This is a genomic window from Streptomyces sp. BBFR51 (assembly GCF_044591655.1).
Classification (GTDB): Bacteria; Actinomycetota; Actinomycetes; order Streptomycetales; family Streptomycetaceae; genus Streptomyces.
Genome location: NZ_CP172448.1, coordinates 1,008,653 through 1,028,717, shown reverse-complemented (window position 1 = coordinate 1,028,717; position 20,065 = coordinate 1,008,653). Strand labels below are relative to the sequence as shown.

21 protein-coding genes are annotated in these 20,065 nt (G+C 73.8%); 9 read left to right on the top strand and 12 right to left on the bottom strand.

Translation table 11 applies throughout. The features are described 5' to 3' along the window. Nucleotides 1-27: 27 nt before the first annotated feature. Entirely contained in the window at nt 28-2,289 is a 2,262-nt protein-coding gene (locus ACGH7X_RS04735) for a heavy metal translocating P-type ATPase (protein WP_399881927.1), read from the bottom strand. A 195-nt stretch (nt 2,290-2,484) separates the two neighbouring features. Between ACGH7X_RS04735 and ACGH7X_RS04730 the strand changes: the two genes are divergently transcribed. Then, entirely contained in the window at nt 2,485-3,453 is a 969-nt protein-coding gene (locus ACGH7X_RS04730) for a hypothetical protein (protein ID WP_399881925.1), read from the top strand. A 44-nt stretch (nt 3,454-3,497) separates the two neighbouring features. Here the strand turns inward: ACGH7X_RS04730 and ACGH7X_RS04725 are convergent, their stop codons facing one another. After that, entirely contained in the window at nt 3,498-4,277 is a 780-nt protein-coding gene (locus ACGH7X_RS04725; protein ID WP_399881923.1) for a DeoR/GlpR family DNA-binding transcription regulator, read from the bottom strand. Nucleotides 4,278-4,441: 164 nt separating this feature from the next. Here ACGH7X_RS04725 and ACGH7X_RS04720 point away from each other — a divergent pair, with 164 nt between their 5' ends. Together ACGH7X_RS04720 and ACGH7X_RS04715 are read left to right on the top strand one after the other, a co-directional pair. After that, nucleotides 4,442-5,323 carry an SIS domain-containing protein gene (locus ACGH7X_RS04720; protein WP_399881921.1) on the top strand — a complete coding sequence of 294 codons (882 nt, stop codon included), beginning with the start codon at nt 4,442-4,444 and terminating at the stop codon, nt 5,321-5,323. Nucleotides 5,324-5,357: 34 nt separating this feature from the next. Further along, the gene (locus ACGH7X_RS04715; protein WP_399881920.1) at nt 5,358-6,218 is read left to right on the top strand and encodes a ketose-bisphosphate aldolase; all 861 of its coding nucleotides are present in this window, start codon (nt 5,358-5,360) and stop codon (nt 6,216-6,218) included. On the opposite strand, the gene ACGH7X_RS04710 is transcribed toward ACGH7X_RS04715, so the two are convergent. Further along, a complete protein-coding gene (locus ACGH7X_RS04710) occupies nt 6,208-7,341 on the bottom strand; it encodes a methyltransferase (protein WP_399896783.1) in 1,134 nt (377 codons plus the stop codon). The two genes, ACGH7X_RS04715 and ACGH7X_RS04710, sit on opposite strands and share 11 nt — an antisense overlap. Nucleotides 7,342-7,451: 110 nt before the next feature. On the opposite strand from ACGH7X_RS04710, the gene ACGH7X_RS04705 reads away from it, so the two are divergent. Next, nucleotides 7,452-8,102 (top strand): alpha-ketoglutarate-dependent dioxygenase AlkB family protein, encoded by a 651-nt coding sequence (locus ACGH7X_RS04705; protein ID WP_399881918.1) that lies wholly within the window; start codon nt 7,452-7,454, stop codon nt 8,100-8,102. A gap of 37 nt (nt 8,103-8,139) precedes the next feature. Beyond that, a complete protein-coding gene (locus ACGH7X_RS04700; RefSeq protein ID WP_399881916.1) occupies nt 8,140-9,378 on the top strand; it encodes an ROK family protein in 1,239 nt (412 codons plus the stop codon). Between the two features lie 30 nt (nt 9,379-9,408). On the opposite strand, the gene ACGH7X_RS04695 is transcribed toward ACGH7X_RS04700, so the two are convergent. From ACGH7X_RS04695 to ACGH7X_RS04670, 6 genes are read right to left on the bottom strand one after another with little or no spacing between them, the layout of a single operon-like run. After that, nucleotides 9,409-9,807 carry a VOC family protein gene (locus ACGH7X_RS04695; protein ID WP_217169445.1) on the bottom strand — a complete coding sequence of 133 codons (399 nt, stop codon included), beginning with the start codon at nt 9,805-9,807 and terminating at the stop codon, nt 9,409-9,411. After that, the gene (locus tag ACGH7X_RS04690) at nt 9,801-10,196 is read right to left on the bottom strand and encodes a tautomerase family protein (RefSeq protein ID WP_399881914.1); all 396 of its coding nucleotides are present in this window, start codon (nt 10,194-10,196) and stop codon (nt 9,801-9,803) included. The genes ACGH7X_RS04695 and ACGH7X_RS04690 overlap by 7 nt, the downstream gene beginning before the upstream one ends. A 42-nt stretch (nt 10,197-10,238) precedes the next feature. Then, nucleotides 10,239-11,147, bottom strand: a complete 909-nt coding sequence (locus ACGH7X_RS04685) for a phosphotriesterase (RefSeq protein WP_399881912.1) — start codon at nt 11,145-11,147, stop codon at nt 10,239-10,241. Then, a complete protein-coding gene (locus ACGH7X_RS04680) occupies nt 11,144-11,731 on the bottom strand; it encodes a DUF4865 family protein (RefSeq protein WP_399881910.1) in 588 nt (195 codons plus the stop codon). The genes ACGH7X_RS04685 and ACGH7X_RS04680 overlap by 4 nt, the downstream gene beginning before the upstream one ends. Nucleotides 11,732-11,742: 11 nt before the next feature. Next, the gene (locus ACGH7X_RS04675) at nt 11,743-12,138 is read right to left on the bottom strand and encodes a cupin domain-containing protein (protein ID WP_399881908.1); all 396 of its coding nucleotides are present in this window, start codon (nt 12,136-12,138) and stop codon (nt 11,743-11,745) included. Between the two features lie 14 nt (nt 12,139-12,152). Continuing rightward, nucleotides 12,153-12,725, bottom strand: a complete 573-nt coding sequence (locus tag ACGH7X_RS04670; protein WP_254395785.1) for a TetR/AcrR family transcriptional regulator — start codon at nt 12,723-12,725, stop codon at nt 12,153-12,155. Nucleotides 12,726-12,918: 193 nt separating this feature from the next. Here ACGH7X_RS04670 and ACGH7X_RS04665 point away from each other — a divergent pair, with 193 nt between their 5' ends. Genes ACGH7X_RS04665 through ACGH7X_RS04655 form a run of 3 tightly spaced genes read left to right on the top strand, consistent with a single transcriptional unit; the run spans nt 12,919 to nt 16,507 of the window. Continuing rightward, nucleotides 12,919-13,203, top strand: a complete 285-nt coding sequence (locus tag ACGH7X_RS04665) for an SHOCT domain-containing protein (RefSeq protein ID WP_399881905.1) — start codon at nt 12,919-12,921, stop codon at nt 13,201-13,203. Continuing rightward, entirely contained in the window at nt 13,200-13,949 is a 750-nt protein-coding gene (locus tag ACGH7X_RS04660) for an ABC transporter ATP-binding protein (RefSeq protein ID WP_399881903.1), read from the top strand. Before ACGH7X_RS04665 ends, ACGH7X_RS04660 begins: the two co-directional genes overlap by 4 nt. Continuing rightward, the gene (locus ACGH7X_RS04655) at nt 13,946-16,507 is read left to right on the top strand and encodes an ABC transporter permease (RefSeq protein ID WP_399881902.1); all 2,562 of its coding nucleotides are present in this window, start codon (nt 13,946-13,948) and stop codon (nt 16,505-16,507) included. The genes ACGH7X_RS04660 and ACGH7X_RS04655 overlap by 4 nt, the downstream gene beginning before the upstream one ends. Before the next feature lie 504 nt (nt 16,508-17,011). On the opposite strand, the gene ACGH7X_RS04650 is transcribed toward ACGH7X_RS04655, so the two are convergent. Further along, nucleotides 17,012-17,560 (bottom strand): ATP-binding protein, encoded by a 549-nt coding sequence (locus ACGH7X_RS04650; protein WP_399881901.1) that lies wholly within the window; start codon nt 17,558-17,560, stop codon nt 17,012-17,014. A gap of 185 nt (nt 17,561-17,745) precedes the next feature. Then, nucleotides 17,746-18,069, bottom strand: a complete 324-nt coding sequence (locus ACGH7X_RS04645; protein ID WP_217169435.1) for a hypothetical protein — start codon at nt 18,067-18,069, stop codon at nt 17,746-17,748. Nucleotides 18,070-18,411: 342 nt separating this feature from the next. Here ACGH7X_RS04645 and ACGH7X_RS04640 point away from each other — a divergent pair, with 342 nt between their 5' ends. Beyond that, nucleotides 18,412-19,536 (top strand): PLP-dependent cysteine synthase family protein, encoded by a 1,125-nt coding sequence (locus ACGH7X_RS04640; RefSeq protein ID WP_399881900.1) that lies wholly within the window; start codon nt 18,412-18,414, stop codon nt 19,534-19,536. Nucleotides 19,537-19,549: 13 nt separating this feature from the next. On the opposite strand, the gene ACGH7X_RS04635 is transcribed toward ACGH7X_RS04640, so the two are convergent. After that, complete coding sequence (locus tag ACGH7X_RS04635; protein WP_399881899.1) at nt 19,550-20,023, bottom strand: SRPBCC family protein; 474 nt, start codon at nt 20,021-20,023, stop codon at nt 19,550-19,552. Nucleotides 20,024-20,065: the final 42 nt, after the last annotated feature.

The following is a 20,065-nucleotide window of genomic DNA, read 5'->3' as shown; positions in this document are numbered from 1 at the left end:
TCGCCGCCCGGGCGGTCCGAGGTCCGGTCAGTCCGCCGCCCGGAAGGACCGCAGCCGCAGGGAGTTGCCGACGACGAAGACGGAGGAGAAGGCCATGGCCGCTCCGGCGATCATCGGGTTGAGGAGTCCGGCCGCGGCGAGCGGCAGCGCGGCGATGTTGTAGGCGAAGGCCCAGAACAGGTTGGACTTGATCGTGCCGAGTGTCCTGCGGGCGAGGCGGATGGCGTCGGCGGCGGCGCGCAGGTCTCCGCGAACGAGGGTGAGGTCGCCGGCCTCGATGGCGGCGTCGGTGCCGGTGCCCATGGCGAGTCCCAGGTCGGCCTGGGCGAGGGCCGCGGCGTCGTTGACGCCGTCGCCGACCATCGCGACCGAACGCCCCTCGTCCTGGAGGCGCTTGACGACGTCGACCTTGTCCTGCGGCAGCACCTCGGCGATCACGTGCTCGGGGTCGATGCCCACCTCGCGGGCGACGGAGGCGGCCACCGCCCGGTTGTCACCGGTCAGCAGTACCGGGGTCAGGCCCAGGGCACGCAGCCGGGCGATCGCCTCGGGGCTGGACTCCTTCACCGCGTCGGCGACCTCGAGGACCGCTCGCGCCTCGCCGTCCCAGGCGACGGCGATCGCGGTCCGGCCGGCCCGCTCCGCCTCGGATCCGGCGCGGGCCAGGTCCGCCGGCAGGGCCATGGCCCACTCGGAGAGCAGCCGCTCGCGGCCGACCAGGACCGCGTGGCCGTCGACGACGCCCTGGACGCCCAGCCCCGGGACGTTGGCGAAGTCCTCGGGGGCGGGCAGCGTGCCGCCCAGCCTCTCCAGCGCCCCCTCCGCGACGGCCCGGGCGATCGGGTGCTCCGAGGAGTGCTCCAACGCCCCGGCCAGGCGCAGTACTTCGCTCTCCTCGGTGCCGTCGGCGCAGTGCACGGCGAGCAGCGTCATGCGGCCGGTGGTGACGGTGCCGGTCTTGTCGAGGACGACGGTGTCGACCTTGCGGGTGGACTCCAGTACCTCGGGGCCCTTGATGAGGATGCCGAGCTGGGCGCCGCGCCCGGTGCCGACCATCAGCGCGGTCGGGGTGGCCAGGCCCAGGGCGCAGGGGCAGGCGATGATCAGTACGGCGACGGCGGCGGTGAACGCGGCGGTCGGTCCGGAGCCGTTGCCGATCCAGAAGCCGAGGGTGGCCACCGCCAGGGCGATGACGACGGGGACGAAGACGCCGGAGACGCGGTCGGCGAGCCGCTGGGCGGCGGCCTTGCCGTTCTGCGCGTCCTCGACCAGCTTCGCCATCCGGGCCAGTTGCGTGTCCGCGCCGACCCGCGTCGCCTCGACCACCAGCCGGCCGCCCGCGTTCAGGGTCGCCCCGGTGACACCGTGGCCCACGCCGACCTCGACCGGCACCGACTCTCCGGTGAGCATCGACGCGTCGACGGCCGAGGTGCCCTCGACGACCGTACCGTCGGTGGCGATCTTCTCGCCGGGGCGGACCAGGAAGCGGTCCCCGGCCGCCAGTTCGCCGACCGGTATCCGCTCCTCACGGCCACCGCGCAGCACGGTCACGTCCTTGGCGCCCAGCTCCAGCAGGGCCTTCAGCGCGGCGCCGGCCCTGCGCTTGGAGCGGGCCTCGAAGTAGCGCCCGGCGAGGATGAAGGCGGTCACCCCTGCCGCAGCCTCCAGATAGATGTTCCCGGAGCCGTCACCGCGGGCGATGGTCAGCTCGAAGGGGTGGGTCATGCCGGGCGTGCCCGCGGTGCCGAGAAACAGCGCCCACAGCGACCACAGGAACGCCGCCGACGTGCCGACCGAGATCAGGGTGTCCATGGTGGCCGCGCCGTGCCGGGCGTTGGTGAGGGCGGCCCTGTGGAAGGGCCAGGCGGCATACGTCACCACGGGCGCCGCCAGGGTCAGCGACAGCCACTGCCAGTACTCGAACTGCAGCGCCGGCACCATCGCCATGGCGATGACGGGGACCGCCAGCGCCACGGCCGTGATCAACCGCTGCCTGAGCGGCCGCAGTTCGTCGGCGGTGTCGGCGTGTTCCGCGCCGGGCGCGGGCTCGGCGCGGGTCGGCTCGGGTACGCGGGCGGTGTAGCCGGTGGCCTCGACCGTGGCGATCAGCTCCGGGACGGACACGCCACCGGCGTAGTGGACCTTGGCCTTCTCCGTCGCGTAGTTGACGGTGGCGGTGACCCCGTCCATCCGGTTGAGCTTCTTCTCGATCCGGGCGGCACACGAGGCACAGGTCATGCCGCCGATGGCGAGGTCCACCTCGGCGGGTGCGGCGACCTTCGAGGTCATGGTTTTCCTCCGGCAGACGTGACGACGACGCGAATACGGGGAGGGGGTACCCTCGCCGGGACCCATATATACCCCCCGGTGGTATCCAAAGCAAGCGTCTCCAGTGCTTGACGTCGTACCCCCCAGGGGTATGGTGAAGTGCATGAAGAGGCCTCCGAGTGAGCCGGGGACCAGGAATCCGAGGAGACGACCGCCATGCACACCGGACTGAGGATCACCGCGTTCGCGGCGGCCCTGGCCGCGTCCTTCGGGGCGGCGTACGGGGTCGGCACCGGCGTCGGCCCGATCGTCGCGGAGAGCGAGCCCGCGCCCCACGACGAGCACGGCGAGCCGTCGGCGCGGCCGGACGAGGGCGGCGGCCACGGGGAACACGAGAGCGCCCCGCCCGGCGGCCTGCAGATCTCCGAGAGCGGTTACACCCTCGACCTCGCCACCCCGCGCGTCACCGCCGGTCAGCGTGCCGACCTGCGCTTCACCGTCCGGGAGGCGAGCGGCGAGGCCCTCACCGCGTACCAGCGCGAGCACGACAAGGAACTCCACCTCATCGTGGCCTCACGCGACCTGGTCACCTTCCGCCACCTGCATCCCACCCGCGCCGCCGACGGCACCTGGAGCACCCCCGTCGACCTGCCCGCGGCGGGCGGCTACCGCGTCTTCGCCGACTTCACCCCGGCGCACAAGGGCGCGAAGAACCTCACCCTCGGAGCCGACCTGGCCGCCTCGGGCCGTTACGGGCCCGCGCGGCTGCCGGCCCCCAACCCCACCGCCCGGACCGACGGCTACCAGGTCGAACTCGCCGGCTCCCTGCGCGCCGGCAAGGCGAGCGAGCTGAAGCTGAAGGTGTCCCGCGGCGGCGAACCCGTCAACGACCTCCAGCCCTACCTGGGCGCCTACGGCCACCTCGTCGCCCTGCGCGCCGGCGACCTCGCCTACCTCCACGTCCACCCGAACGGCGAACCCGGCGACGGCACCACGAAGCCCGGCCCGGAGATCTCCTTCACGGCCACCGCGCCGAGCGACGGCACCTACCGGCTCTTCCTGGACTTCCGGCACCAGGGCGAGGTCCACACCGCGGCGTTCACCGTACGGGCCGGAGCGGTGCCGGGTGCGCGGGAGCCCGCCCCGACCGCCACGGCGGAGCACACCGAGGGGCACGGGCACTGACGGCCGAGGCCGCCCACGATCGCGGGGCCTGTACGGAGGACACCTCAGGCCGTGACGACCCGGACCCCGGCCTCCTCGAACTGGCGCACCAGCTCCGGGTCGGCCGCACCGTCCGTGACCAGCGTGTCCACCGACTCGGTCGCGCAGATCCGGGCGAACGCCCGCCGCCCCAGCTTGCTGGAGTCGGCGGCCACCACCACACGCTCGGCACGCTCGCACAGCATCCGGTTGATCGCGGCCTCCGCCTCGTCGTGGGCCGCGGCACCGTGCGCGACGTCGAAGCCGACGACGCCCAGCACCGCCACGTCGAGCGTCACCTGGCCCAACACCCCGTCCGCGAGCGGTCCGATCAGCTCGTACGACTGCGCCCGTGCCACGCCACCGGTCACCACGATCTTGAACTGCGGCCGGACGGCCAGCTCGTTAGCGATGTTGAGCGCGTTGGTGACCACGGTCAGCGCGGGGGTGCCGGAGGCCAGGTCGGTGCGCACGGCCAGGGCGCGCGCGACTTCCGTGGTGGTCGTGCCCCCGGTCAGACCCACCGCCTCGCCGGGCGCCACCAGCGCGGCCACCGCCTGTGCGACCCGCTGCTTCTCCGAGGCGCGGCGGGCGGTCTTGTAGCGCAGCGGCAGTTCGTACGACACCCCGTGCACGACCGCGCCGCCTCGCGTGCGCACGAGCATCTGCTGTTCGGCGAGCCGGTCGAAGTCACGGCGGATCGTCGCGGCGGAGACCTCCAGCTCGGTGGCCGCCTCCTCGACGTCCAGCCGGCCGCGCTCGACGAGCAGTTCCAGCAGCGCCTTCCAGCGGGCGTCGCGCGACATCCGGCCCCTCCGTTCCTCGATCTTCCGCCGACCCTAGCGCACCGCACACTTCCCTCGGATTGCTTGATTGTGCTCAAAAGCTCGCTATATCTTGCAGGAACAAGCAGCCAGGCCAACGGGCCGCGCCCAGAGGGGCATGGGTCAGTGATCGGGGAGTGTGCGGCATGACGTACGTCGAGGACGAGCTCAACAGCCAGCCCGAGTGCTGGACGCGCGCCGCCGCAGAAGCGGCTCGGCACACGGCGGCGCTCCCGGCGGCGGGGGAGCGGGTGGCGGTCGTCGGATGCGGCACCTCGTACTTCATGGCGCAGTCGGCGGCGGCGCTGCGCGAGGGTGCCGGCCAGGGCGAGACGGACGCCTTCGCCGCCTCCGAGTTCCCCACGGGCCGCGCGTACGACCGTGTCGTGGCCCTCACCCGCTCCGGCACCACCACCGAAGTGCTGGAGCTGCTCACGGCGTTGAAGGGCCGCACCCGTACCGTCGCGCTGACCGCGGACCCCCGGACCCCGGTCATGAACGCCGCGGACGACGTGGTCGTCCTCGACTTCGCGGACGAACGCTCGGTCGTGCAGACGCGGTTCGCGACCACCGCCCTCACCCTGCTCCGCGCCCACCTGGGCCTGCACACCGACGCGGTCGTCGCCGACGCCCGCGCCGCCCTCGCGGCCGAGCTGCCCGAAGGGCTCGTCGAACGCACCCAGTTCACCTTCCTCGGCCGTGGCTGGACCGTCGGACTGGCCAACGAGGCCGGCCTGAAGATGCGCGAGGCCTCCCTGTCCTGGACCGAGGCCTACCCGGCGATGGAGTACCGGCACGGCCCCATCAGCATCAGCACCGCGGGCACGGCGACCTGGATGTTCGGCGAGGCACCCGAGGGGCTGGCCGACCAGGTCCGCGAGACCGGCGCGCTGTGGGTGCCCGGTGAGCTGGACCCGCTCGCCGAACTGGTCCGCGCCCAGCGGCTCGCCGTCGCCGTCGCCGATGCCCGCGGCCTCGACCCGGACCGCCCCCGCCACCTCACCCGCTCGGTGATCCTCGCCCCCTGACGCCCGCCCTCCGCCGCCCGGGAAGGAACCCACCGTGCCCCTCGCCACCACCGGCGACCTCGTCGGCCGTGCCGCCGCCGCGCGCTCCGCCGTCGCCGCCTTCAACGTCATCACCCTGGAACACGTCGAGGCCGTCGTCGCGGGCGCCGAGTCCGTCCGTATGCCCGTCGTCCTCCAGGTCAGCGAGAACGCCGTGAAGTACCGCTACGGCCGCCTGCTGCCCCTGGCCCGCGCGGCCGTCGCCGCCGCCGAGGGCGCCGCCGTGCCCGTCGCCCTGCACCTCGACCACGTCCAGAGCGACAGCCTGCTGCGCGAGGCCAGGGACGCCGGGTTCAGCTCCGTGATGTACGACGCCTCCCGGCTGCCCTACGCGGAGAACCTCGCGGCGACCCGGGCCGCCGCCGACTGGGCGCACGCCCAGGGGCTGTGGATCGAGGCCGAGTTGGGGGAGGTCGGCGGCAAGAACGGTGCACCTCCGCTCGACGCCCACGCCCCCGGCGCCCGCACCGACCCCGCCGAGGCACGCGCCTATGTCGACGACTCCGGGGTGGACGCCCTGGCCGTCGCGGTCGGCAGCTCCCACGCCATGACCACGCGCACCGCCGTCCTCGACCACGACCTGCTGGGGGAACTGTCCGGCACCCTGGACGTGCCCCTCGTCCTGCACGGCTCCTCCGGAGTCCCGGACGGCGAACTTGCCGCGGCCGTCGCGGGCGGCATCGCCAAGGTCAACGTCGGCACCGCGCTCAACATCGCCATGACCGGCGCGATCAGGGAACACCTCGCCGCCCGTCCCGAGGCGGTCGACTCGCGCGGCTACCTCACCGCCGGAAGGGAAGCCATGGCCCGGGCGGTGGCGACCATCATCCAGGTGGTCGCCGGGGCTACTCCCTGACGGCCTTCAGCACGACGAACTTCCGGTCACCGGCCACCAGGTGACAGTTTCCGAACAGGCGCCGCAGCTTGACGTGGTGGCCCAGGTGCCTGTTGCCGACCACCCACAGCTCACCGCCGGGGCGCAGCACCCGCCGTGCCCCGGTGAACATCCGCCACGCGGTGGCGTCGGTCGTCGCCTGGTGGGAGTGGAACGGCGGGTTGTTGAGCACCATGTCGACACTGCCGTCCGGCACCCCGGCCGGCCCGTCGCCGACCCGGAACTCCGCGTGCCCGGCCGCCCCGTTCGCCTCGTACGTCGCCCGCGCCGACGCCACGGCCTGGAACGACTCGTCGGTGAACAGCACCTCGGCGTCCGGAGCGGTCAGCGCCACCGCCGTGCCGACCACACCGTTGCCGCAGCCCAGGTCCACCACCCGCCGAGAGCCCCCGGCGTCCGGCAGGTGCTGGAGGAAGAACCGGGTGCCGATGTCGAGCCGGTCGGCGCAGAAGACGCCGGCGTGATTGACGACGGTCCGGCCGGAGAGCGGCCCGACGTCGTCGGGGAGCGAGTAGCTCAGCGGCCAGGGGTTGGCGGGGCGCTTCAGCGCGGGGTCGGGCGTGGAGAAGATCAGCCGGGCCTTCTTCACGGCCAGGGAGGTCCGCGTCGGGCCGACGATCCGCTCGAACAGCCGGAGCGTCGAGGTGTGGATCTCCTTCACCATCCCGGTGCCGACCACGACCGTGCCCTCGTGCAGCGCGGGCGCCAGCCGCAGCAACTGGTCCTCCAGCAGCGCCAGGCTCTTCGGCACCCGCACCAGCAGCACGTCGACGCGGTCCGGCGGCGCGTCCCGCGTGGTGAGCAGGCCCACCGCGCCCGGTTCGGCGCCCGCCCGCTCCAGATTGGCGCGCGTCGCCTCCCGCGTGAGGTGGGAGTCGGTGATCTGCACCGGCCGGTGCGCCGCCAGCGCCGTCGCCAGCGCGCCCCAGCGGTCACCGACGACCACGACCGTGCCGGACAGCGGCACCTCCCGTTCCGCGAGGTGCCCGAGCAGGTACTCGTCGGAGGCGTCCCAGGCACGGAGCCGGTCGCGCGGGTCCTCGGGGAAGCGGGACAGCACGTGCTCGCCCCATGGCGTCGTCATACGGTCGCTGCGGTCGTTCATCGTGTGCCCAGGCTAGCCGAGCCGCAGCTCAGCACCGGTCGCGCCCGGGGAGTCGGGGCGCGGGGGCAGGGCGGGGGCAGGATGGAGACATGGACACCGAGCTGTTCCCCAGGACCCGTACCGAGACCGCGCCCGGCGCCGTCCACGTGCCGGACTGGCTGGACGCGGGACGGCAGGCCGAGCTGCTGCGCGCCTGCCGCGCGTGGGCCCGTCCGCCGGCCGGACTGCGCACGGTGCGCACCCCCGGCGGGGGCACCATGACCGCCCGGCAGGTGTGCCTCGGCCGGCACTGGTACCCGTACGGCTACGCCGACACCGCCGTCGACGGCGACGGCACGCCGGTGAAGCCCTTCCCGGCCTGGCTCGACGACCTCGCCCGCCGCGCGGTGACCGACGCGCTGGGCGCCGACGCGGTGGCACGGGCGCCGTACGACATCGCGCTGATCAACTTCTACGACGCCGACGCCCGCATGGGCATGCACCGCGACGCCGACGAGCGCTCCGACGCGCCCGTGGTCTCGCTCAGTCTCGGTGACACCTGCGTCTTCCGCTTCGGCAACCCGGAGACCCGGACCCGCCCCTGCACCGACACCGAGCTGCGCAGCGGCGACCTGTTCGTCTTCGGCGGCCCGTCCCGGCTCGCGTACCACGGGGTGCCCAGGGTGCACGCGGGCACCGCGCCGCCCGAGTTGGGACTCACCGGGCGGCTGAACATCACGCTCAGGGTCAGCGGCCTCTAGGCTCGCCACATCTTCGGATCATGGGAGACTCGCCCTCATGAGCGGCAAGGCGGACCCCCGGGCGGCGGGGGAAGGGACCACCTCGAGGACGCGGCTGGACCGGGGGCGCGGTGCGCTCGGACCCGCGTTGGAGCTCGTCCACACCGAACGCGCCCCCACCCGCGCCGTCCTCACCGCGGAGCTGGGCGTGACCCGCGCCACGGCCGGCGCGGTCGCGGCCGAACTGGAGGCGCTCGGCCTGATCCGGGTGGACGCCCGGCCCGGCGCGGCGGCCGGTTCGCAGGGCCGCCCCTCGCACCGCCTCTCGATCGCCGAGGACGGGCCCGTCGCCCTCGCCGCCCAGGTCCACGCCGACGGCTTCCGCGCGGCGCTGGTCGGCCTCGGCGGCCGGATCGTCGCCACCGCGCCCGGCTGCGAGGTCGTCGACGCCGACCCGACGAAGGTGCTGGCCTCCGTCGTCGAGACCGGAGCCGAACTCCTGAGGGAGACCGGACGGCGCTGCGTGGGCGCCGGACTCGCCGTGCCGTCCGCCGTCGCGGAACCGGAGGGCCTGGCCCTGAACCCGCTGCACCTGGCCTGGCCGGCGGGCGCGCCCGTGCGGCGGATCTTCGCGGAGCAGGTGCGCGCCGCCGGGATCGAGGGACCCGCGTTCGCCGCGAACGACGTCAACCTCGCCGCCCTCGCCGAACACCGCCACGGCGCCGGACGCGGCGCGCGCGACCTGCTGTGCGTGGCCACCGGCCACCGCGGGGTCGGCGGTGCGCTGGTGCTCGACGGCCGCCTGCACTCCGGCAGTTCGGGTCTCGCCCTGGAGGTCGGCCACCTCACCGTCAACCCCGACGGCCGCCCCTGCTACTGCGGCGGCTGCGGCTGCCTGGACGTGGAGGCCGACCCGCTGGCCTTCCTCAGGGCGGCCGGCCGCGAGCCGGGACCGGAGGTGTCCCTGCTCCAGCAGTCCTACGACCTGATCCGCGAGCACTACGCCGACCCGGCCGTCCGCACCGCCACCGAGACCCTCGTCGACCGCCTCGGCCTGGGCCTGGCCGGCCTGGTGAACATCCTCAACCCGGACCGCATCATCCTCGGCGGACTCCACGGCGCACTCCTCGACGCGGCCCCCGAGCGGCTGCGCGCGGTCGTCGCCGACCGCAGCCTGTGGGGCCAGAGCGGCGGCGTGCCGATCCTGCCCTGCAGCCTGGACCACAACAGCCTGGTCGGCGCCGCCGAGTTGGCCTGGCAGCCGGTCCTGGACGACCCCCTCGGCGCGCTGACGTAGGGACGCGTCGCAATCCGGACGGTGTTCGCCTCAGGGCGCGGGCCGCTCGCCGCCGCTGGGGGCGTGGCTGAGGTCGACGACGCAGAAGACGTTGCCGTCCGGGTCGGCGAGGACGACGAAGTCGGGGTCGGGCGGGTAGTGGTCCCACTCGACGGCCCGCGCCCCGAGACCGATCAGCCGCCGCACCTCCGCCCGCTGTTCCTCCGCCGAGTCCGTGAACAGGTCGAGGTGGAGCCGGGGCCGCGGCTCGGCCGGAGAGTCGCTGCGCATCAGACCGAGGGCCCGCCCGGAGCCGTCCGCGTGCTCGAGCGTTCGCCAGCTCTCGCTCCCCCACTCCTGCGTGGCGACCAGGGGCAGCGCTGCCGTCCAGAAGGCGACCGCGCGGGGGACGTCCGTGACGCCGATGACGGGGATTCCGAGTCTCAGCATGATCCCGAGCCTACGTACTGGGCGAGGCCGTGGCCCAGCGACCAGTCCGCGGAGGTGTTCTCGGTCAGGGTGACGAACACGTTGCGCGGCGCGGTGCCCGCGTAGGCCTCGGCGAGTTCGGCGATCCGGCGGTACAGCGCCTGCTTTTGCCCGGTCGCCCGCCCCGACCGCAGCGTGATCGCCACGAACACGATGCCCTCGTCCCGGTGCACGCCGAGGTAGTCGTCGTACCGCAGCGCGCCGCGGACGCCGTCGTGACCGGTCAGGACCTGGAAACGATCGTCGGACGGAATGCCGAGCGTCTCCACCAGGGCGTCGTGGACGGCACGGCCGAGCGCGTCGAGTCGGCCGGCGACGGTGCCGTGGGCGTCGATGCGGACGAAGGGCATGAGGGGTCTCCCGTCGGGCCGGGGTCTGGGGGCGGGCGGACGTCAGCGCCACTGGACGGCGAAAGCCCGCGCGGGATTCTCGGTGAGGACGCGCCGCACCAGCTCCTCGCCCACGGCGAGCGCCAGCCGGGGTGCCACGCGGCGCAGCAGATACGGCATGCCCGGACCGCCGTTCACCGACCGCGCGGCCGCCGTCGTCGTGTCGCCGCCGAGCAGCAGCTGATCGCCGTGGCCCGCCTCGGCGAGGTCCCGCACGGCGTCCGGCATCCGCCAGTCGGTGGCGTGATGGGCCCGCGACGGCCCGTCGAAGGCCAGGTAGCACCCCGACCCGGCGGCCTGCCGGTGTGCCACGGGGTCGGGGGAGCGGTTGAGGTGACCGAGAACCACCCGGTGCGGCGGCACGCCCAACTCGCCGCACAGCAGCTCCAGTACGTCCAGGGCGCCGGTGCCCAGTTCCAGGTGCACGGCGACGGGCGCCCCCGTCGCGTGGTGCGCCTCGGCCGCCGCCGACATGGTCCACCGCGCGTGCGCGTCGAGCGCGTGGAACCCGCCCGCCACCTTGATCAGCCCCGCGCGGACGCCCGAGGTGCCGATGCCCCGGGTCAGTTCGGCGACGAAGACGTCGGCGGCCCGGTCCCGCAGCGCGGCGAGCGTGCCCTCGTCGTAGTGGACGTCCTGGTGCAGCCCCGTCGCGGCCACCACGTGCACGCCGGTCTCCCGGGCCAGGGCCGGCAGATCGGCGGCCCGCCGGCCCAGACCGTACGGCGTCCACTGCACCACCGTCCCGCCGCCCAGCTCCCGGAACGCGGCCAGCTCCGCCCGCGCCGCCGCCACGCCGCGCAGCTCCTCGCCGGGCAGCCGGGGACTGGCGAAGAACAGGTGGTCGTGCGCGTCGCACACGCCCAACTCCCCGGCGGGCACGTCCCCGAGGACCGTGCGGACGGCGCTCACCACTGGCGCCCTTGGGGCAGCAGGTCCCGCCCCGGCTCCGAGAGACGCAGCACCCGGAAGACCTCGCCCTCCACCCCGTCGGGCGCGCCGTGCGCGTGGAGCGAGAAGTGGACCAGCTCCCAGGCGCCGGTGTCCACGACCGCCGCCGCGAGCACCGCCCCGTCCAAGGCCGCCAGCCGCCCGGTCTCCCGCACCGCCCGCGCCGCCACCTCCGTCAGCGGTACACCTTCCGGCACCGGCTGCCGCCGCCGTACCGCCACCCGCGCGGGGGAGCCGGCGGCGGCGCCCTCCTCGTACGCCAGGCCCGTCCACTGCCGGACCGCGGGCCGGCCGAAGTCGTCGGTGGGCCGCTGGAAGGCGCCCTCCCAGAGGAAGGAGTTCATGCCCTCCACGGTGCGCCACAGGTAGAACGGCGCGTACTGGTTGACCGGCGAGCCGTCCTTCCCGCGCTCCCGGATCAGATAGGCCTTGATCCCGAGGCCCGGCCAGTCGTCCAGCAGGTGCCCGGTGCGGGCCACCCGCTCGCGGACGACGTCCATCGTGTAGTCGGCGGGCAGGGTGAAGGTGTACTGCATGGCGTGCATCGGACGGCTCCTCAGGCGCGGCGGTTTTTGGGGGCGACGTGTTCGCCCCACTCGGCGGTCGTGCCGTCCCCGGCGGCCTCGACGACCGCGAGATGGCTCATGAAGGTGTGCGGACCGCCCCCGTGCCAGTGCCACTCGTCCGGTTCGATCCACACGGTGTCGCCCGCTCGGACGGCCTCCACCTCACCGCCCCCGCGCTGCACCCGGCCCTCGCCCTGGAGGATGTGCAGGACCTGGCCGTGCGGATGGCGGTGCCAGGCGGTGTGCGCGCCCGGGGCGAAGTGGACGTGGAACATGCGGAGCCGGGAGGGTGGCGGGGGCGCGGCGATCTCGTCCAGCCAGACCGTGCCGGTGAAGTTCTCGGTCGCGCCCCGCTGGGTCCCGGGGCGCTGTCGGGTGATGTACACGGATCCGAACTCCTCTACGACGCGGGGCTCTTGTGAGCCGACAGCAGGGAGAGCAGTCCTCGGACGCCCGCGTCGAAGGCGGCGGGCGAGCCGGACGCGCGAGCCAGGACATAGCCGCCCTGGACGGTGGCGACGACGGCCGCCGCGATCTCCTCGCCGTCCAGCGAGAGCGCGAACTCGCCCTGCTCCCGGCCCTCCTCGACCAACTGGGCGATCTGCTCGCGCAGCCAGTCGAGTGTCTCGTCCACCGGTGCGCGCAGGGCGTCGTCGGCGATCACGTCCGGGTCCATGGTCAGCCGCCCGACCGGGCACCCGCGCAACACGTCGCGCTCGCGCAGCAGATACGCCTCGACGCGCTCGTACGGCGTGCCCGGACCGGTGAGCACCGCCTCGGCGGTGGCCCGCATCTCCTGGGCCGTGCGCCGGATCGCGGCCAGCGCGAGATCGGGCTTGCCCTTGAAGTGGTGGTACATGCTGCCCTGCCCGGCCTCCGCGCGTTCGAGGATCGCCTTGGGGCTGGTGCCCACGTACCCGCGCTCCCACAGCAGCTCGCGGGTGGACTCGATCAGTCGTTCCGAGGTGCTCATGCACGCACTGTACATACTAGTAGTTACAGAAGTCGAGGGTGCGAGGTCGAGGACGCAGGAAGCAGCGGCTGACCGCCGGAGTACTCCCCGCGGGGTACGCACAGTGCCGCTGGCCGTACGACGACCAGGACCCACTCCCGGAGCGACGCTCGAAAGCGACACGAAGGACATCCCGACCGAGGAGTTGGACGACATGGAGACCCTGGCACACTTCGGCGACGGCGGGCCCGGCCCGTGGATCCTGCTCTTCCCGGTGATCTGGGTCCTGATCATCGGCGGCGGCATCACCCTGCTGCGCCGCACGGTGTGGCGCGGGCGCCGCGGCCCCGGGCGGCCGACCACGGTCGAGGACAACTCGCCCATCACGGTGCTCGGCCACCGCTTCGCCTCCGGCGAGATCGACGAGGACGAGTACTGGCGCCGGCTGTCCGTACTGGACGAGCAGTTCGGCCGGACGGGCAAGGGCGGTGCGGCATGACCACGACGACTGCCACCAGGGCAGCGGCCCGGGTCGTCGACGCGGTCAAGGTGTACGGCGGTGGCGACACCGCCGTACGCGCCCTCGACGGGGTCGGCGTGGACTTTCCGGCCGGCCGCTTCACCGCCATCATGGGCCCCTCGGGCTCCGGCAAGTCCACCCTCATGCACTGCGCCGCCGGCCTGGACACACTCACCTCGGGCACCGCCCACATCGGCGACACCGACCTGAGCACCCTCGACGACCGCCGGCTCACCCTGCTGCGCCGCGACCGGGTCGGCTTCGTCTTCCAGGCCTTCAACCTCGTGCCGACACTGACCGTCGCCGAGAACATCACCCTCCCCCTCGACCTCGCCGGCCGGCGGGGCGACACCGAGTGGGTCGACGCGCTGATCGACGTCGTAGGGCTGCGCGACCGCCTCCACCACCGTCCCTCCGAACTCTCCGGCGGACAGCAGCAGCGCGTCGCCGTGGCCCGCGCCTTCGCCGGACAGCCGGACGTGGTCTTCGCCGACGAGCCCACCGGAAACCTCGACTCCCGCTCCGGCGGCGAGGTGCTGGGCCTGCTCGGCCGCACCGTGCGGCAGACGGGTCGCACGGTCGTCATGGTCACCCACGACCCGGTCGCCGCCGCCCACGCCGACGAGGTCGTCTTCCTCGCGGACGGACGCCTCGTCGACCGCATGGACGCCCCGACCGCCGACAAGGTCCTGGACCGGATGAAAGCCTTCGAGGTGCCGTCATGAACGCCTCCGTCCGCCTGAGCGTCTCCTCACTCAGGGCCCACAAGCGGCGTTTCGCCGGGACCTTCCTCGCCGTGGTCCTCGGCGTCGCCTTCCTGGCCGGCACCCTGGTCATGGGCGACACGCTCCGCGCGAGCTTCGACACCATGTTCGGCAACGCCACCAGCGGCACGGACGCCGTGGTGCGCAGCGCCGACGCCATCACCACACCCGGCGAGAGCCAGGGCGTACGGCAGCCGGTCGGCACCGACCTGCTGCGGACCGTCGAGCGGGTGCCGGGCGTCGCGGCCGTCGCCCCCAGCATCCAGGGCGCCGGCCAGCTCGTCGGCGCGAACGGCGACCCGGTCGGAGGCCAGGGCCCGCCCACCCTGGCGGGCAACTGGATCACCGACCCGGAGCTGAACCCGTACCGCCTCGCCGAGGGCCGCGCCCCGCAGCAGTCCGGCGAGGTCGTCGTCAACCGGGGCGCCGCCGAGAAGGGCGGCCTCGCGATCGGCGACACGACCACGCTGCGCACCCCCGACCCCGTGAAGGTCACCGTCGTCGGCCTCGCGACCTTCGGCGGCGAGGACGGCATGGCCCAGGTGACCTTCACCGGCATGACGGCGGCCGACGCCGAGAAGTACCTCACCGCACGTCCCGGTGAGGCGGCGAGCATCCAGGTGCGGGCCGGACCGGGCGTCGGCCAGCAGGAACTCGTCGACCGGCTGACCCCCGTACTGCCGGGGGGAGTCGAGGCCATCACCGGGCAGGAGTCGGCCGCGGAGAACACCGACATGATCTCCAGCCAGTTCCTCACCCTGTTCACGACCTTCCTGCTCGTCTTCTCCGGCATCGCCCTGCTGGTCGCGACCTTCTCGATCCACAACACCTTCGCCATCGTGGTCGCCCAGCGCACCCGCGAGAACGCCCTGCTGCGCGCGCTCGGCGCCTCCCGCCGACAGGTCACCGCCGCCACCCTCGTCGAGGCGGCCGTCGTGGCCGTGACCGCGTCCGCCGCGGGTCTCGCGGGCGGCATCGGCATCGCGGCCGGACTCCAGGCGCTGTTCCCGGCGATCGGCTTCCCCTTCCCCGAGGGCGCCCTGGTGATCAGCACGCTGTCCATGCTGCTCCCGCTCGCCGTCGGCGTCGTGGTCTGCCTCGGCTCCGCCCTGCTGCCCGCGGCCCGGGCCGGGCGCACCGCACCCCTGGCCGCGCTGCGCGAGACGGCGGTGGACACGTCCGGCGCCTCCCGCGCGCGGGCGCTCACGGGCACGGCGCTGCTCGCGCTCGCCCTCGCGGTGACGCTGACCGGTGTCCTGCTCTCCCCGTCGGTGTGGCTGGCGGGACTGGGCGCCGTACTGGCCCTGGCCGCCTTCGTGGTGCTCGGCCCGGTCGCCTCCTCCACCGCCGTACGCGTACTCGGTGCCCCGCTGGGCCGGCTGCGCGGCGTCACGGGTGTCCTCGCCCGGCGCAACGCCCTGCGCAGCCCCAAGCGCACGGCGGCCACCGCCGGGGCGCTGATGATCGGCGTGGCCGTCGTGTCGCTGTTCACCGTCTTCGGAGCCTCGCTCAAGGCGACCATGGACCAGACCGTCTCCCGGTCCTTCGCGGGCGACGTCGCCGTAAGCGCTCCGTCCTTCGGAGCGGGCGGCAGCGGCCTCAGCCCGCGGCTGGCCGGCGCGGTCCGGGAGCTGCCCGAGGTGGAGACCGCCGTCGGACTCGGCCGAGGAGTGGCCGAAGTGGACGGCGAGGGCCGGGCGTTGACCGTCACCGACCCCGGCGCACTGAACCGCACCTTCGACCTGGGCACCGTCCGCGGCTCGCTGGACTCCCTCGGCACCGACGGCATCGCGATCACCGAGAGCGAGGCCGAGAAGGCGGGCCTGGCCACCGGCGAGACGACCCGCCTCACCTTCACCGACGGCCGAAGCGAGACCTTCACCGTCCGCGCGGTCTACGGGCAGTCCGAACTCGCCGGCGACTACGTCATCACCCGCGCCGCCTGGGCCCCGCACCGCACCCAGGACTCCGACACCCTGGTCGCCGTCGCCTTCAAGGACGGCGTGGACGCGGACGCGGGCAAGGCCGCGGTCCAGAAGGTCGCCGACCGGTACGGCAACCCCGAGGTGCAGACCCGGGACGAGTACGCGCAGTCCTCCGCGGGCGGCATCGACATGATGCTGACCCTCGTCTACGCGCTGCTCGCCCTCGCGGTGCTCATCGCCCTGCTCGGCATCGCCAACACCCTCACCCTGGCGGTCCACGAGCGCACCCGCGAACTCGGCCTGCTGCGGGCCGTGGGACAGACCAGGGCCCAGCTGCGGGCCATGGTCCGCTGGGAGTCGGTCCTGGTCGCGGCCTTCGGAACGGTCGGCGGGCTCGGCCTCGGCGCCTTCCTGGGCTGGGTCCTCGTGGCGGCCTCCGACGGCGCCTCGGACAGCGCGTTCGCCTTCGCCGTGCCGCCGGTGCAGCTCGCGGTGGTGGCACTGGTCGGCCTCGCGGCCGGTGCCCTCGCGGGCCTGCGCCCGGCCCGGCGGGCGTCCCGCCTGGACGTACTGCGCGCCGTCGCCACCGAGTAGCACCCGCCGTCCCCGCCACACCCCGGCGAACCCGGCCGGCACACCCACCCCACGACGGCCGGTGTGCCGGCCGACGGCTGTCGGCGCCCCCGGTGCCCGGTGCAACGGCAGCGCGGAGCGCGTGGCGGGCGTCCGGCCGGGACGCGGGGCGGCCGCCCGGGGCCGGGAGTGGCCGACCGGGGCCTTGCGCGGCGCCACCGCAGCCGCGTACGGCCCGCGTCGGTGCACCGACCCGGCGCAAGCGTCACGCTGCCCGAGCCCACCTGGTCCGGGGAGACCCACCCGGGGCTGGGCCCGCCCTCGTCACGGTGGCACCCGGCCGTCCCGCAGGTGCGCCCACGCAACGGACGGCGCCGCGCCTCGTCACGCCGCGGGCACGAGCCGACGCGCCGTCAGGGGCACGGCCACTCCCGGTGGTTGCCGGCACCCGACGGTGCGGACCCGCTCCGGACACCGGCCGGAACGGCGCCGCACGGCCCGCGGCAGCCGGGGGTCACCGCCCGGTCAGCCGGCAACGGCCGACCGGGCGGGAGCGGGTTGGGGTCTCGCGAGGTCGACCGCGTGGTCGACCTCCGCGAACGCGGCGGCCGGCACCTCCTCGATCAGACGGCGCGGCGGGCGCGCCGAGACGGGCGACGCGGTGACCGGAGCGGAGGTGACAGCCGTCGGGAGCGTGAACCAGACGACCTTGCCCGACCCGCCGTCCGGCCGGGCGCCCCAGCTCTCGCTCATCGCGGCCACCATGGCGAGCCCGCGCCCGCACGTCGCGAGCGGCGCGGCGTCGTCCACGACGGGCAGTCGCGCATCGTGGTCGCGCACCGAGACCGTGAGCCGGTCCAGGAGCAGCTCTATCTCCACGGTGCACGTCTTGTCGGGCCGGGCATGCAGGTGGACGTTGGTCAACAACTCCGTCACGCCGAGCGTCGCCCGGTCGATCAGGAAGTCCATATGCCAGTAGCGCAATTGCGCAGATACGATTCTGCGGACCTGGCCGATCCGCGACGGCAGGGCTTGGAGCTCCACCGTGCAGTGTCTGCTTGGGTGACTGATCACGGCTGCGACTCCCCGACATAGAGGTCCGGAAGAACACGGAGTTCGGATCCAGCGGGGCGCACGCGGCACGCGCCGCCCGCTGTCATGGCCGGCGGGCTGGTTCGCAGCGTTATCGCCGGTAAACCCAGAGTGACGTGAGACCAGCGTGACGCAAGGGGTGAGGCACCGCAACTTACGGACATCTCTCAGGCGCGGCGTCCGGCCGCCCGGCGCACCGCCTCGATGAAACGGCGGGCCGCGGGCGGGCCCGGTTCACCGGGGGCGGGGTCCCGCTCGCCGAGGGTCAGCAGGTACCGCTTGCCGTTGAGGTCGGCCAGCGCACGGTCCTGCGGGCCGAACCACGGCCGGGAGGCGCGCACCGCCTGCACGGGCGCGCTGTCTATCTCACTGCCGTAGCTGGTGAGCAACTCGACCCGGCCACCGCTGATCCGGACCGTTCCGGCCCGGGTGAGTGAGCGCAGCCGTTTGCCGATCCGCACCCCCGTGGCCCTGAACTCCGGCTCCGCCATGCCGTCGCCCCCTCGTGCGCGTCGGTTGCCGGACCGCGCCCGCGATGCCCTCGGTACCGGCTCGTGTCGTGCTCCAGTGTGCGCCCGCGGCGGGAACCCCGTCCCGCCCGCTGGCAGTCTGCCCCTACCGCGCCCCGAGCACCAGTACGCGCCCTCCCTTTCCGGAGGCGACCGGAGCACTCGCGCGAATGCGCCCCCCGTCGCCTCCACCGCCGCGCCCCAGGGCTGCCTTTGAGGCGCCCAAAGGTGTGTTTATGCAGGTGAGAAGCGTGCGGAAGGTGCTTATGATCGAGGCGTCGGCCGCGCTGCCCGCCGTCGGCGCACAGCGTAAGGAGCCCCGTCGTGAGCACTGCCCGACCCACCGGCACCGGCGTCACCCTCGACGTGGACCACAGCGACACCGCCTATCGCGCCTGGCTGAAAGAGGCCGTCCGCAAGGTCCAGGCCGACGCCAACCGCTCGGCCGACACGCACCTGCTCCTGTTCCCGCTCCCGGAGCACTGGGGCATCGACCTGTACCTGAAGGACGAGTCGACCCACCCGACCGGCAGCCTCAAGCACCGCCTCGCCCGCTCCCTGTTCCTCTACGGCCTGTGCAACGGCTGGATCCGGCCGGACAGCCCGGTGATCGAGGCGTCCAGTGGCTCGACGGCCGTCTCCGAGGCGTACTTCGCGTCTCTGATCGGCGTGCCCTTCATCGCCGTCATGCCCCGCACGACCAGCACCGAGAAGATCCGCCTGATCGAGTTCCACGGCGGCCGATGTCATTTCGTGGACGACTCCCGTCGCATGTACGAGGAGTCCGCCCGCCTCGCGGCGGAGACCGGCGGCCACTACATGGACCAGTTCACCTACGCCGAACGCGCCACCGACTGGCGGGGCAACAACAACATCGCCGAGTCGACCTTCCGCCAACTGCGGCTGGAACGGTACCCCGAGCCGTCCTGGATCGTCGCCACGGCCGGCACCGGAGGGACCTCGGCGACCCTCGCGCGCTACGTCCACTACATGCAGTACGACACCCGCGTCTGCGTCGCCGACCCGGAGAACTCCTGCTTCTTCGAGGGCTGGACCACCGGCGATCCCGACGTGTCCTGCGACCGCGGCTCCCGGATCGAGGGCATCGGCCGCCCCCGGATGGAACCGAGCTTCGTGCCCGGAGCGATCGACCGCATGATGAAGGTGCCGGACGCGGCGAGCGTCGCGGCCGTACGTTCGCTGGAGCGGGCCATCGGCCGCAAGGCGGGCGGCTCCACGGGCACCGGACTGTGGAGCGCGCTGAAGATCGTCGCCGAGATGGTGGCCGCCGGAGACCGGGGCAGCGTCGTGACGCTGCTGTGCGATCCGGGGGACCGGTACCTCGACAAGTACTACTCGGACGCCTGGCTCGCCGAACAGGGCCTCGACATCGAGCCGTACACGGCGGCCATCGAATCCCTGCTGCACACCGGCACCTGGCCCGGCTGAGCCGACCGCGGCACTACGGGCGCGTCAGCCGCCGGTCCAGCGACGTGACCGCGCCCCGGAAGGCCCGCCCCAGCCCCGGACGCGCCCGGTCGAGCACGAAACGGAACGGCGCCGTACCGTCCGCCGCGAACGTCCACTGCACGCGCGTACCGGTCCCGGCAGGCGTCAGCCGCCAGTGTTCGAGCATGGCCCGGGCGCCCGGCGCGTTGGTGACGTCGACGCGATAGGCGTACACCTCGGGCCGCTCGGCCGCCAGCACCGTCTCCACGAAGCGCGTACCGCCCCTGAGCCGGATCTCGCGCCCCGCGCCCTCGCCGATGGGCCGCGCGAACGTCACCGCGGAGAACCACGCGGTCCAGCCGGGCACGTCCTCGGCCAGCGCGCGGAAGACCGGATCCGGAGCCGCGGCGATCTCCCGCGCGAAGACCAGGCGTACCGGCGCCGTCTCGACGAAGTCGAGACCCACCGGACGCAGACGGCGAGCCATGGCCACAACCCCCTTGTACGAAGTACGAAGCCGCACACGCGG